The following is a 13,032-nucleotide window of genomic DNA, read 5'->3' as shown; positions in this document are numbered from 1 at the left end:
TGGCAGGGCGCGGCGGGGAAGGGTGCCGCTGCCCTGCGCTCAGGGGTGGTATCTGCCGTCCGACGCTCGCCGGCGCCGGACGCTGCGGGCCTGCCTCGCGGTCGGGTTCCGCGTGGCGGGGCCCCTTCGGCTCACCGGACGCGTGCGCTCAGCGCGTCCGGCGGTCGGGTTCGCCCTGTTCGGCCCGGCCGCGTCAGGGCTTGGCCGACGCGGCGGCCAGGCGGAAGGCGGCGACGCTCTCCCGGATGGCCTCCGTGACGGCCGCCTGATGGCCGTTGAGGTAGAAGTGCCCGCCGGGGAAGGAGCGGAACTGGAAGGAACCGCTGGTCAACTCACCCCAGGCACGGGCCTCTTCCAGGGTCACCCGGGTGTCGCTCTCGCCGGTCAGCGTGCTGATCGGCGCCCGCAGCGGCTCGCCCGGCTGGTAGCGGTAGGTCTCGACGGCCCGGTAGTCGGCGCGCAGGGCGGGCAGCACCATGCGCAGCAGCTCCTCGTCGTCGAACACGCCCGGGTCGGTGCCGCTGAGTTCGCGGATCTCGCCGACGAGGCCGTCGTCGTCGCGCAGATGCACCGTCTCCTCGCGGTGCCGGCACGGGGCACGGCGTCCGGAGGCGATGACGCCGAGCAGCTCGCCGCCCCCGTCGCGCTCGATCCGCCGACCCAGCTCGAAGGCGAGGACGGCGCCCATGCTGTGGCCGAACAGCACGAGCTGCTGCGGCGGTTCGGCCGTCAGCGCGTCGTAGAGCTGGTCGGCGAGGGAGTCGAGGCTCTCCACGAGCGGCTCGCGGTAGCGGTCCTGGCGGCCCGGGTACTGCACGCACAGGACGTCCAGCTCCGGCGCCAGCGCACGGGCCAGTGGCAGGAAGTACGGGGCGGAACCACCCGCATGGGGCAGCGCGACAAGCTTCACGGCGCCCGAGGACGCCGACTGGAACCTGCGGAACCAGGTGTCGTGCTTACCGGATGCGGCCGACATGACGGAGCCCTTCCTCCTGCTGATCACCGGGCGTGCTGCCCTTGAGCGTGATCACCACGGTACGGCTCGGGCCAGCCCCCGCAGAACCCCCTAAGACCCCTACTCGTGCGCCTCTCGCCCCTGCCTCGTTCCCGCCGCGCCCCTGCCTCGTCCCCGCCACGACCGCCGGCCGGCGATCCCCGGCCGGCGATCCCCGGCCGCGCAGACGCGAGACGACCCGGGGCCGCGGGCGAAGAGGCCGCTGCCCCGGGTCGTGGCCCGGGCGGGAGTCCGGGACGGCTCAGGCGGTCAGCCAGCCGTGGGCGCGGGCCAGCCGCTCCATCCGCTGCCGCACGGCGAGGATCTGCCCGCCGGTCAGCGTCGGCGCCGCGTCCAGCAGCGCCTCCGTCAGCTCCTGCCGGAACTCGGTCGGCGACAGCACGTCGCACATGACGTCGTCGTCGGCCTCGGCCGCGTAGGCGGCCTGGGCGACCCGGTCGGAGGCGGGCTGGCCGACGGCGCTGCGCGGCCCCCCGTCCGACTCGACGATGCTCACCATGGACGCCTTCGGCCCCCGGTCTCCGTGCCCGAGGCGGAACTCCACGACCGTGCCCGGCTTGTACAGGTGCTTCTCGTCCTGAAGGTCGTTCGCGTGCATGAAGATGTCCTCGCCACCCTCATCCGGAACGATGAACCCGTACCCACGCACGTCGTCGAAACGAACCACTCGACCCAGCGACACCGCACACCTCACCACAACAGCCAGTAACGACTTATCGATTGACCCGGGAACGATACACCAGCGAAAACGCCGTCGCCGCCGCCCGCTCGGCGGACGACGGCGAGGCGAACACGTCCCCCCGCGGGGACGGCGCGGAACGGCCCCGGAGGGCCGCCCGCTCACTCCCACTCGATGGTGCCCGGCGGCTTGCTCGTCACGTCCAGGACGACACGGTTGACGTCCGGCACCTCGTTCGTGATCCGGGTGGAGATCCTCGCCAGGACGTCGTAGGGCAGCCGCGACCAGTCCGCCGTCATGGCGTCCTCCGAGGACACCGGGCGCAGGACCACGGGGTGGCCGTAGGAGCGGCCGTCACCCTGGACGCCCACCGAGCGCACGTCCGCGAGCAGCACCACCGGGCACTGCCAGATCTCCCGGTCCAGCCCGGCCGCCGTCAGCTCCTCGCGGGCGATCGCGTCCGCCGCGCGCAGCAGGTCCAGCCGGTCCTTGGTGACCTCGCCGACGATGCGGATGCCCAGCCCCGGGCCGGGGAACGGCTGCCGCTGGACGATCTCCTCCGGCAGCCCCAGCTCCTGGCCCACCATCCGGACCTCGTCCTTGAAGAGCTGCCGCAGCGGCTCCACCAGCTCGAACTCCAGGTCCTCCGGGAGCCCGCCCACGTTGTGGTGCGACTTGATGTTGGCCGTACCGGTGCCGCCGCCCGACTCCACGATGTCCGGGTAGAGGGTGCCCTGCACCAGGAAGGCGACCTCCGCGCCCTCCTCGCCGGCCTCCGCGACCAGCTCCGCCTGCGCCTGCTCGAAGACCCGGATGAACTCCCGGCCGATGATCTTGCGCTTCTGCTCCGGGTCGCTGACGCCCGCCAGCGCGTCCAGGAAGCGCTTCTCCGCGTCCACGACCTTGAGCTGCACGCCCGTGGCCGCGACGAAGTCCTTCTCCACCTGCTCCGTCTCGCCCTGGCGCATCAGGCCGTGGTCGACGTACACGCAGGTGAGCTGGTCGCCGATGGCCCGCTGCACCAGCGCCGCGGCCACCGCCGAGTCCACGCCGCCGGACAGCCCGCAGATCGCGCGCTTGCCGCCGACCTGCGCCCTGATCGCGGCGATCTGCTCCTCCACGATGCTCCCGGCCGTCCAGCTCGGCGCCAGCCCCGCACCCCGGTACAGGAAGTGCTCCAGCACCTGCTGCCCGTGCGTGGAGTGCATCACCTCGGGGTGGTACTGGACGGCGTAGAGCCTGCGCTCGTCGTTCTCGAACGCGGCCACGGGCACGCCGTCGGTGGACGCCGTCACCGTGAAGCCCTCCGGCGCCGCCGAGCAGGCGTCCCCGTGGGACATCCACACGCTCTGCTCCGCCGGCGTGCCCTCGAAGAGCGTCGACCCGGGCTTGGAGACGGTCAGCGGCGTGCGCCCGTACTCCCGCGCCCCGGTGTTGTCCACCGTGCCGCCCAGCACCTCCGCCATGAGCTGGAAGCCGTAGCACATGCCGAAGACCGGCACCCCGGCCTCGAACAGCGCCCGGTCGATCCGCGGCGCGTCCTTCGCGTACACCGACGAGGGACCGCCGGACAGGACGATCGCCTTCGGGTTCTTCGCGAGCATCTCGTCGACCGGCATCGTCGACGGCACGACCTCGCTGTAGACACGGGCCTCGCGCACGCGGCGGGCGATGAGCTGGGCGTACTGCGCGCCGAAGTCGACGACGAGAACGACGTCCGGCGGGGTGGGCACTGAAGCCACGAGACGGCCTTTCGGCGGTGGAGCGGGAGGAATGTCCACCCATTCTACCGACGCCGCACGGCGCCCCCCGTGGCATACTGTCCGCATGCCTATGCACCCGCGCTTCTGGTTTACCTATGGCACCGGCCCGTCCGGCTGCCGCCAGGTCGACCGTCGTCGCGCGTAGGCGACACCACAGACCCCAACAGGCGCCCCGGGCCGATCAAGGCCCGGGGCGCCTGTGCGTTTCCGCCCACCCGGGCCGACGGACGGACCGGGGCTCCCCACCACCGCCGAAGGAGCCCCTTTCCATGAGCACCACAACCACCGCCACCGCCCCGGCCTCCTCGTCCCCCGTGTCGTCTCCCGTGAGCGAGACCACAGACCCCGCCTCCCCCGAGGCCGAGATCGCGACGGCCCGCGAACGCATCGACGCCCTCGACGCCGAGATCATCGCCCTCGTCCGGGAGCGCATGGCCGTCTCCGCCACCATCCAGGAGGCCCGGATCGCCGGCGGCGGACGCCGCGTCCACCTCTCCCGCGAGATGGAGATCCTCACCCGCTTCCGCGCCGAGCTCGGCGGCCACGGCACGACCCTCGCGATGACCCTGCTCGAACTCTCCCGAGGCCGAGTCTGAGTCGCCTCTGAGTCCGCCCCGTCACCCGTACGGTGCGTGACCCTGCCCGCCGGGCCTTCGTTGTCCGAGGTGTCCCCGATGTCCGCCGGGCGCCCGGCGGCTCGCGGGACGGCCCACACCGGAGCGTGGGGCGGGCCCGCCCCACGAGGGCGGCCCGCCATGGGACCGCGCTCCGGCCCGGGTGACCGGACGGCAGGGGACAGCAGCCCGGTCACTCCTTCCGCGGTCGGCCCCCGGCCCCCCTGGGGCCGACCGTGCCCCGGGGCACCTTCCGTGCGGCGGTCAGACCTTGACGACGGTGACGTCCTCACCGCACAACAACGCCATGTCCTCGGGGTCCGAGGTGAGCACGCTCACCGGCCGCGCGGCCCGCAGCGCCGTGGCCGCGACCATCGCGTCGATCGCGTACTCGTGCCCCGCCAGACCGCCACCGCCCCTCAGTAGCTCGACTGCGTGCGTGGCGATCTCCTTGGTCACCGGCTCGACGACGACTCGCGAGAGAGCCCAGGACATGCGCGCCTTGTGGGCTCCGTTCGGGTCCGCCTCAACGAGCGTCACCGCGCTGACGACGACCCGGACGTCCCTCTTGGCCGCGACCTTGAGCAGGGTGACGATCTCTCGGTCATCACGGAAATACAGCGACAGGGCTTCGCTGTCGAGGACCCACGTACCGCTCACGCGGCGGCCTCGGGCCGGCCCGCGCCGCCCCTGTCCGTGGGGCCGAACACCTTCTCCTCGGCCGCCTTCAACTCCTTCTCAGTGATCTCACCGTGACGAGCCTCGTAGTCCTCGATCAGCTCAGCCAGGTTGTCCCGCTCGATCTGGCGCTGTATGGCGGCCTCGACGTACGGGGAGACACCGCGCTTGCCGACACGAGCACGCACGGCCTGAATCGTGCCTTCGTGCACGGACACGGACACGGACTTGGTCGGCCCCTCACCAGGGGCATAGGTAGCACCGCTCACGAAAGCAACTCTAACAAAAGTTTTGCCAGAATCGTTGTGCCTGCCTACCCGGAGACGAAGTCCGGGTCAGCCGTTCGGGTGGAGGTGCGCACTGGCGCGGCGGTTCGCGTCGTTGTCCCCCAGAGACGGGGGAATCCGCTGAGCACGGCGTCGAGAGGACGAAGAGGGTCATGAAGATCTCCAAGCAGGGCACGTTCGCGGCACTGTCGATGTGCGCGGCGAGCGCACTCGCGCCCGCCGCCCAGGCGGCGGCCGCGGACAACAGCAGCGTCCCGGTGCCCGTCGACGTCCCGCTGGAGTCGGTCGAGACGGCGCTGCCCGTGGCGGACGCCCCCACGGTCTTCGCCACCGTCCCGTCCTCCCCCCTGACCACGCCCACGATGCCGCCGCTCATGCAGGACGAGCGCGTCACCGTCCCGGCCGTCCCCGCACTCGGGGCCGTGCTGGACTCCCCCGCCCTCACCGCCGAGGCCCCGGTACCCGGCCTCGACGGCACGGCCGCCCAACTGTCCACCGGCAGCGAGGCCCTGCACACCGTCACCCCGGCCCTGAGCGCGGACCTCCCCCTGACCAACCCGGCCCGCAGCTCCTCCGGCTTCACCGACGTCACCACCCCGGGCGCCCGCCTCACCACCCCCACCGTGCAGGGCGAGCGCACGGCCCGCGTCGACCTCGTCAACGAGGAGGGCGACTCCCAGCTCCCCGACGCCCTCGGCACCGCCACCGCCCTGCTCGACAGCACGGTCCCCACGCTCTGACCCCGCCCCCCCGGGTCCGCCCCGCGCGTCCCCGCCCTCAGGGGCGGACCCGGGTACGCCAACGCTGCCGGGGCCAGTTGCCGGGCCTTCCAGCTCTTCCGCCCCGCCCGGATGGCCGAGCAGGTGGGCAGTTGAAGCCGGTGCCCGTGCGTGCGGTCGCGGGCACTGTCCCCTCCGGCCGCCCCCGCGGGAGTCAGTCGGGGTGAGCCAGGCCGTGCAGCACGCGGTCGACGGTGTAGCCGTAGACCGCGGTCGCAACAGGAACTGGCTTTCGGCCGGGGCACCGAAAGCCGCGTCGCTTCCTAGAACAACAGCGACTCGATCCGCTCCCACAAGTCATCCAGCACGATCCACAGCGAAGTCCCCACAGAACGAACAGCGTCCAACTCATTGGTCAGACGAGGCTACCAACCACATTGAACCTCATTGTGTCAGCCACTCAAAGACCAATGAGAGCGGCGCTTAGCAATTCTACGGCCCAAGCGACCACCGGAAACACCACACCGCGGAGAACCGGGCGCGGCATGCGCTCTGCACCGAGTATCACCCAAAGGCATATCCGCTCCCGTCCCGGTCGCAAGTTTCATCAGCCGCCGTTAATGATCAACGGGCCGAAGATGGCCACAAAAACCACCGAGGCAAGAGCCAGGACAACAAATAGACAGATGAGGGAAATTACCACAGCGACAGTAATCCACGTGCGCCTCTCAGCTTTTCGCGCGCGACACTCGAGAGATTCGAGGTCGCACTCCCTCTTCAATCTCCTTCTATCCATGGCTCCCCTAACACGCTACGAGTCCGGCATGAGACCTGGCGACCCATATGTCACGGTGATTCCGGCTCCTTCATGGGTACGCGCTCGCTCCACACAACCACCAGCTCCGTGTCACGCTGCCCGCTCGGGAAGACCCGCAATAGGGAATCAGAGGCCTGCTTCGCCGGGCCGGAAGATTCTCCTGCAGTGTACCCCGCTTCAGTGGGAGCTCGAGTGAACGATTCAATCGTTATGTCGCTCCTCAAGCGGAAAGTAACTTCTGCCGAGCGCGACAGCTTGTCGTACCCAGAGATCTCGGCCGTCAGTGAATAGGAGCCCAGGAGAGCAACGCTCGCAGCAACATCATGCGAACTGTCTCCTGAACCACTGAGCAGCATGGCACTGGCGTCATTCATCGCCAGTACGAGCATATCCACATCATGAGCGGAGGCCGCCCTTCGAGTCGAGTACCCAAGCCCTTCGACGCTGTCTCCGACTTGACACGTCTGACACATCGACAAGATCTTCCTCACCTCGTCCATGTGACGTTGCTTCTTAACGAGCTCTGTAAACTGATCACCTTCGACGAAGATCCACTTGCTGGGTGTCGCACCAACCAACCACATCTGAAGCATCGAGAACGGAGATGGGTCTAGGGCATGCTCATTCCACTTGATACCAGTCTTGTACAAAGCCCGTGCACGACTACCTAGAGCGTCGGTCCGGCTAGGCACAGATGTGCTTGCGGAACTATGAGACCCTCCCGTGTCTCGACTGGGCGACGAGCCACCGCCCGGAACACTCGGGCCACCAGCAGGGATTCCGTTGCCGAGGCTGCCGCTGCTTCCGTCCTGCTTGTACTCGCAGGCACCGGTGTTCGCGCCACAGCCGTAGTCCAGCCCGGTGGGATCGGAGAAGGTTGTGGGGTTGTTGTTGGCGTACGTGTAGCCGTTGACGGATTGGGCCTTCGCCGGGTCCAGGATCGGATCGACGCTGATGAAACGGCCGGTGGTCTCGTCGTACTGCCTGGCTCCGATGTGCGTCAGGCCCGTGCTCTTGTCGGTCGTCTTGCCGAGGAAGCCCTTGTCGTCGGCCCAGGCGCCGACCGCGCCGCCGGTTCGTTCCGCGCCGAAGGGGGTCATGTAGCGCTTGGCGAAGTCCTGGGTCTCGGAGTCGATGGCCAGGCTGGACGTGCCGTGGTGGTCGCCAGCTAGGTAGGAGACCTTCTGCTCCCCGGACTCATTGCTGCGGACAGCCACGGTGAGGTCGCCGACTCGGTAGTAGCGCTGCGCCCAGGTGTCACCGTTCGCTCGGAGGTGGAGCTCCGTGGCACCCGCGTAGAGGACTCGCTCCCCGTTCTCGGTGTTGCGGATCAGCAGGGTGCCGTCCGCGTCGTAGATGTAGTCCGTGGAGGTTTCACCCTCGGTCAGCTTCGTCAACTGGCCTTCCTCGGACCAGCTCAGCTCCTGTGAGGCGGTCTCGCCCGGGCGACCGGTGGTGTTGCCGGTTACGTCGTAGGCATAGCTGCGCTCTGGGGTTGCGCAGTTCGCTGTGGTGCTGGTTCCGGACAGCGCGTGCGGCTGGTCTCCCTCGTAGCAGTACGTCGTATTCTCCGGGCCGCCTGCCTTGTGCTGGGTCTCGGAGGTTCGGAGGCCGGCATCGTTGTACGTGTAGCTGGTCCAGTACGGAGCAGGTCCGGCGAGGCTTGTCGCGCTGCGCTCTGTTTGGCAGTCCTGGGACGTCGGCGTCCAGGCGTGGTTCATCCGACGGTAGCCGTCGTACGCGAAGCACTGGGTTTCCGCTGCGCTGGTGTTGCCGAGGTGCGTGGGATCGGCGATCGATGTGACGTTACCGGCCTCATCAAAGCGGTAGTTGAGGTCCTGCAGCATGTACGGGTGGGTCTGATCCGTGACATGGCTTCGTATAAGCCGACCGGTGCCCTCCTCGTACGTGTTCGTGATGTAGGCCCTCTTGTGTGCCTCGGTATTGGCTGTGCCGAGCGTCAGTTGCTGTAGCTGCCCCATCGCCGAATAGTCGGCATCGAGCACGTAGCCGGTTACTCCGCCAACACCCTGGACCTGCCCAAGGTCCGTGTAGTCATATTCGACGGACTCGGCGGCAAGACCACCGAGGGCCGGTTCGGTCGCACTCTTGAGATTCCCATCAATGCTGTAGTGGGACTCGAAGGTCAGGGTGGAAGGGGAGCCTGCCATGACCAGAGGGTCGGACGACGGAAGGTGGAGTTTCCGGGTGACTGGTCGACTCAGACTGTCGTACTCGGTGATCTCCTTTGTGTACGCGCGCCCGTTCTTCCCCCCGAGAAAGCGGGTCGATGCGCTGATGTGGCCCTTGAGCACCGCGTCGTACGTCTGTGACGTCAGTTGGTTCGCATCGGTCTTGGTGCCCGACCAGGTGCCAGTCGCACGACCGAGTTCGTCGTAGGCGGTGTGGATGACCTCGCCACGGGCGTCCGTGACCTTGACTGCCTGGTCGAGCTCGTTGAACTCGGTCGTGACCTCACCCTTGTCCGGGTCGTTCGAGACCGTCTGACGGCCGAAGAGGTCGTAGAAGTACGTCCACGACGCGTCATCGGGGCCGGTGATGGTGGCCTGCTGACCGTCGAGGAAGTGAGTGAACTTCGTCGACGTGTAGGCGGCGCCAGGTCCGGTTCCGTATCCGCTGTCCGCGGGGCTCTCACCCGAGTATTCGCGAACCTCCGTTGTGCGGCCGAGGGCATCGGTGATCGTGCGGCGGGCGGAGCCCCCGGTGAGGGCCGTAGTCGCCGTGGAGTCGCCGGTGTACGTCGTCACCGTCGACCAACGCTTCTCACCGTAGGTGAAGAGAGAGGAGCTCGTCTCCCTGCCTGCCCCGTCGAAGGTGAGGGACGTCTGCTTCGGGGCCTCCCCATACTCGGCTCGCGTATACGTCCGGTTCGGGGCGGCAGCGTTATCGAATATGTCTGCGTATGCCTCGTATGCCAGTCCCCTGCTGTCGTAGCGCGTGTCGGTGAGCAGGCGACCACCCACAGGTGTGGGCTTCTGTGTCTGGAGAGGTCGCAGCAGAGCGTCGTAGATCTCGTGGCTGGTGTTGTAAGTGCTCCCGTCAGCCTGAAGCGATGAAGTGGAGATGGCAGACGGCTGAGTACTGCTGAGGTGGTACCCGAACTTGAGATTGGGGCTGTACCCAGCTCCCTTGCTGCGGTTCGGGAGCCAGACGGCCGTGAGCCGGCCAAGAGCGTCGTACGTCTGCTCGGTCTTCTTCATGTTGGCGTCGTACGTCCGCAACGGCAGCCCGCGCCGCGGGTCCAGGAAGGCGTACTCCTTGTGTCCCTTGGCGTTCGTCGTGACGGTCCGGGTCAGCGGGCCCGAGCTGATCGGCGTGTACGCCGTGGTTCCGGTGTTTCCTGCTGCGTCGGTGGCAGAGACGACACGGCCCAGAGCATCGTGAGTGACACGCTTGGTCGTCTGCCATCCCGTGACATCTCGTTCACCGTCAAGGCCGACGATAGCCGAGTAGCCGGTCGCCCGCCCCGTCCACGTGACGGCGCCCTTCGTCGGCTTCTGGCCTGACGCCCAGGCCGTCGCTTCGGGGTCGTCATAGACCGTGGCCACATCGGCGAGCACGTCCCCGCGAGCGGCAGTGGTCAGAGGGAGGGCCAGCCCCGTCTCGGCAACCGAGCATGCCTTCCCCACGGTGCGGGTGCGGGAAGGCAGCGACGTGACGCCGAGGCTGGCGTTGCGTGCGTACCAGGTTCGCGTGCAGGTCTCGTCCCCCGACTTGCCCACCTCACCCGAGTCGCTGACCTTCACCGGCATGCCGTGGTCGTCGAAGGATGTCGTCTGGGCACGTTCCCGCCAGGACTGCGCAGCGGTGAGGTGTGTATGCGTCGCGGTGCGTTCGGTCCGCACGTAGCGAGCGACCCGGTCAGCGGCGGAAGGCACGTCTTGCCGTGCGGTTTCCCTGCTCCATGGGTCGTTCACCACGACGGAGATCGGCGTCGCACCGTTGTAGGTCACCTGCTGGCGCAGACGCCCGACGTAGGCCTCGTTGTCGGCGACCGTGGGAATGCCGAGCGCCGGAGACGCCAAGGGCGGTAGCTCGACGGATCGGGTGGAGCCGTCTGCCTTTCTGTCTCCGTTCATACCTTGGTAGTACACGGAGGTGACCCGGGACCGAGTGGTGCTCTCAGCTCCGGTGTAGGCCGTGACCTGCCGGTATCCGCGCCAGTTCGACCACGTCCGCTCGTCGGCTGCGATGAGCGGGTCGTCGTTGTGACGCCATGCCGCCCCGGAGTAGGTGTACGCGTGCTCGACTGCCTCATTGTGACCAGTTGGATCGGAAACAGTGACCGCAAGCACACGGTACTTGTGGAACCAGTCGACTGACGCTTCCTGCGCACCGTTGATATGCCAGTACTGCGGATAGCAGTTGCGGGTGTTGGTGTCCTCGGCAGCATCGATGACCTCGCTACGCCGGCATTCGGGATTCGACAGCGTCACCGTGGTGATTGCGCCCGTCTCAGAGGTCACTGTGGAAACACGCGGCCGAGTGAGCGGAAGGATGTCGTCTGTAGCATCCACACGGTTCGGGCGCATCTGGTAGGTGAACGTGACGGGGTTCACCGAGACGGCTGTGCCCGTCTTTCCCGTGCGCTGGAGGGACTTCAGCACGAGGACGTGGTCGGTCGTGTCCCCGATGTCACCACCATCGAGGTAGTCCTGCTTCAACGTCCAGGAATCCACGGAGTCGTAGGAGCCGTCGGGTGCCGACCACGAGAACGTCGAGATGCCCGTTACCCGCTTGCGGCTGAAGAAGGCCGGCCCCGTCACGCGGCAGTCAGTGGAGCTGTCACCGCTGGAGCACATGGCATCGAACGGAACGTCCGGCCAGTTCTTCGCCGTGTCTTCCGTCAGCTCTGCGCAGTCCCCCACCGTGCAACGTTCCGCATGGGAGAACGTGACCTTGGCATCAGCGTCGTCGGTGAAGAGCGCGCCCGCGCGCTGGCCGTACCGGATCTCCTTCACATACCCACCGCGAACGTAGGATGCGTTGGCCGTCTCCGCCTTGTTCTTCCTGTAGTGGTTCGTCTCCTTCGCGTACCAGTACGTCATGGCGTTTCCGTGGGTGTCCTCAACGTAGTCGAGGTTCCAACGCCACGCCTGCGTCAGCGAGCGGTCCTTGAAAGCACCGCCGTTCGAGTATCCCGGTTCCCCTGCGTCGTCCCCGAAGACGGGCACGGTCCACGTCGAGTTGGTGCGTTGCTCTGCGGCACCGTCGAGCTTGTGCAGGCCGAACACGTACTTGGTGCCGTCCCCGGTGACGACGGGCCAGTACTCACCGTTGTCGTCACCGTTGTCAGCCCCGGTGTGCCGGATGACCTTGGAGGCATCGTCGTTGGCCAGGCGCCATTCGCCGCTGTCGTCGTCCTTCACCAGGCGGTTCGCCTGACCGTTGAGCACGAGTTGCGCGTTGTTGTACTTCCAGCAGCGGTCATAGACATCGTCGTGGCCGTCATCGTCGCAAGCCACGTAGGAGCGCTCGATGTACGACTCCGTGAGAGAGAAGCCTTCACCTACCGCGGTGCCCTGGTTGTTGGTCGTCGCCGTCCGGCCGTCAATGCTGCCCGAGTCGTAGGCCAGCGCGAGCGCCGGAGTCGGGCCGGCCGCTGCGGGCGGCATGGTGAAGTCGTACGACCACGTGAAGGCACCGGAGCCACTCCCCGCCTCCCAGGAGGCAGACTCGGCTAGCGGTGTCGCTGAGTAGTCCCCGCTGCCTGCGGATGACTCGCCCGAAGCGGACGTGGAGGTCGCACTCGCCGTGACGGCCAGAACGGTGGCGTCGCCGCTGCTGCCGAGCTGCGCTACCTGGCCCTGCTTGCTTGCCTCCAGCGATACGTCGGCGGATACCGATTGATCCGAGACGTTGTTCCGGGAGCCGAGCTCAGTTCTCTTCCGGCACTCTTCTTTCTCCGGTGTAGTGAGCACGCAAGAAGGCAGCTCGACTAGCTGGAGTCGCTTGGACCAACCGCCGCCGTAGGCTCCGGCGAACTCGCCATAGTCGATCTCGACGGTGGCGCTGCCGCCTTCGGTGACCTCCGCAGTCAGCAGCACACCGTCGACGCCGGCCTGCTGTGCCTTCTTGCGGCTCAGAACGGTGACTCGTCCGCCTCCGGACTCAGCCTCTCCGGTGTCGACCGTGACCGGCAAGCCCCCGGGCTGTCCGGAGTCCTCGCCTGACCCTTCGAAGTCCAAGACGTCCTGTCCCGCTCTTGGCCAGGTCGCCTTCTGTTCGGATCTCGCCTTTGCCGCCTGCTGCTCGTTGGCCTTCCGGTCTTTGGCGACCTGGGCGCGGGCTTCCTTCGCCGCCAGCCCCTCGACAGCCTTCACCTTGCTGACCCGCTGCTCCGGAAGATCAGGACGACCAAGCCCCCCATTCTTCCCTTGAGCCTCCGCCGTCACTGCTGTCGGTGCGAGCAACGACATTGCGATCGCTGCTACGAGAG

General features: G+C 67.6%; 8 protein-coding genes. 2 read left to right on the top strand and 6 right to left on the bottom strand.

From position 1 onward, the window contains the following. Positions 1 to 193: 193 nt before the first annotated feature. The 3 genes from O7609_RS15565 to guaA form a co-directional block, all read right to left on the bottom strand. Positions 194 to 976 carry a thioesterase II family protein gene (locus tag O7609_RS15565; protein ID WP_269743727.1) on the bottom strand — a complete coding sequence of 261 codons (783 nt, stop codon included), beginning with the start codon at positions 974 to 976 and terminating at the stop codon, positions 194 to 196. Between the two features lie 280 nt (positions 977 to 1,256). Further along, positions 1,257 to 1,697: a cold shock domain-containing protein gene (locus O7609_RS15560; protein WP_269736376.1), complete on the bottom strand. Its 441-nt coding sequence runs from the start codon at positions 1,695 to 1,697 to the stop codon at positions 1,257 to 1,259. Between the two features lie 158 nt (positions 1,698 to 1,855). Then, complete coding sequence (guaA, locus tag O7609_RS15555) at positions 1,856 to 3,469, bottom strand: glutamine-hydrolyzing GMP synthase (protein ID WP_443072254.1); 1,614 nt, start codon at positions 3,467 to 3,469, stop codon at positions 1,856 to 1,858. Between the two features lie 257 nt (positions 3,470 to 3,726). Between guaA and O7609_RS15550 the strand changes: the two genes are divergently transcribed. Continuing rightward, positions 3,727 to 4,053 (top strand): chorismate mutase, encoded by a 327-nt coding sequence (locus tag O7609_RS15550; protein ID WP_269736378.1) that lies wholly within the window; start codon positions 3,727 to 3,729, stop codon positions 4,051 to 4,053. Positions 4,054 to 4,335: 282 nt separating this feature from the next. On the opposite strand, the gene O7609_RS15545 is transcribed toward O7609_RS15550, so the two are convergent. Further along, entirely contained in the window at positions 4,336 to 4,731 is a 396-nt protein-coding gene (locus tag O7609_RS15545) for a type II toxin-antitoxin system VapC family toxin (protein WP_269743725.1), read from the bottom strand. Further along, entirely contained in the window at positions 4,728 to 5,018 is a 291-nt protein-coding gene (locus O7609_RS15540; RefSeq protein WP_269736380.1) for a hypothetical protein, read from the bottom strand. Before O7609_RS15540 ends, O7609_RS15545 begins: the two co-directional genes overlap by 4 nt. A 170-nt stretch (positions 5,019 to 5,188) precedes the next feature. Here O7609_RS15540 and O7609_RS15535 point away from each other — a divergent pair, with 170 nt between their 5' ends. Next, on the top strand, positions 5,189 to 5,776 hold the full coding sequence (locus tag O7609_RS15535) for a hypothetical protein (RefSeq protein WP_269736381.1): 588 nt from the start codon (positions 5,189 to 5,191) through the stop codon (positions 5,774 to 5,776). Positions 5,777 to 6,601: 825 nt separating this feature from the next. Here the strand turns inward: O7609_RS15535 and O7609_RS15525 are convergent. Further along, on the bottom strand, positions 6,602 to 13,012 hold the full coding sequence (locus O7609_RS15525; RefSeq protein WP_269743724.1) for an RHS repeat domain-containing protein: 6,411 nt from the start codon (positions 13,010 to 13,012) through the stop codon (positions 6,602 to 6,604). Positions 13,013 to 13,032: the final 20 nt, after the last annotated feature.

The sequence above is a fragment of the Streptomyces sp. WMMC1477 genome (genome assembly GCF_027460245.1).
GTDB lineage: Bacteria > Actinomycetota > Actinomycetes > Streptomycetales > Streptomycetaceae > Streptomyces.
This window is presented reverse-complemented; position numbering and strand designations above follow the sequence as displayed.

What these genes read in the sequence shown, in the direction of transcription:
- O7609_RS15565 (WP_269743727.1), bottom strand. Translation starts at nt 976, where the DNA reads ATGTCGGCCGCATCCGGTAAGCACGACACCTGGTTCCGCAGGTTCCAG.
- O7609_RS15550 (WP_269736378.1), top strand. Translation starts at nt 3,727, where the DNA reads ATGAGCACCACAACCACCGCCACCGCCCCGGCCTCCTCGTCCCCCGTG.
- O7609_RS15535 (WP_269736381.1), top strand. Translation starts at nt 5,189, where the DNA reads ATGAAGATCTCCAAGCAGGGCACGTTCGCGGCACTGTCGATGTGCGCG.
- O7609_RS15525 (WP_269743724.1), bottom strand. Translation starts at nt 13,012, where the DNA reads ATGTCGTTGCTCGCACCGACAGCAGTGACGGCGGAGGCTCAAGGGAAG.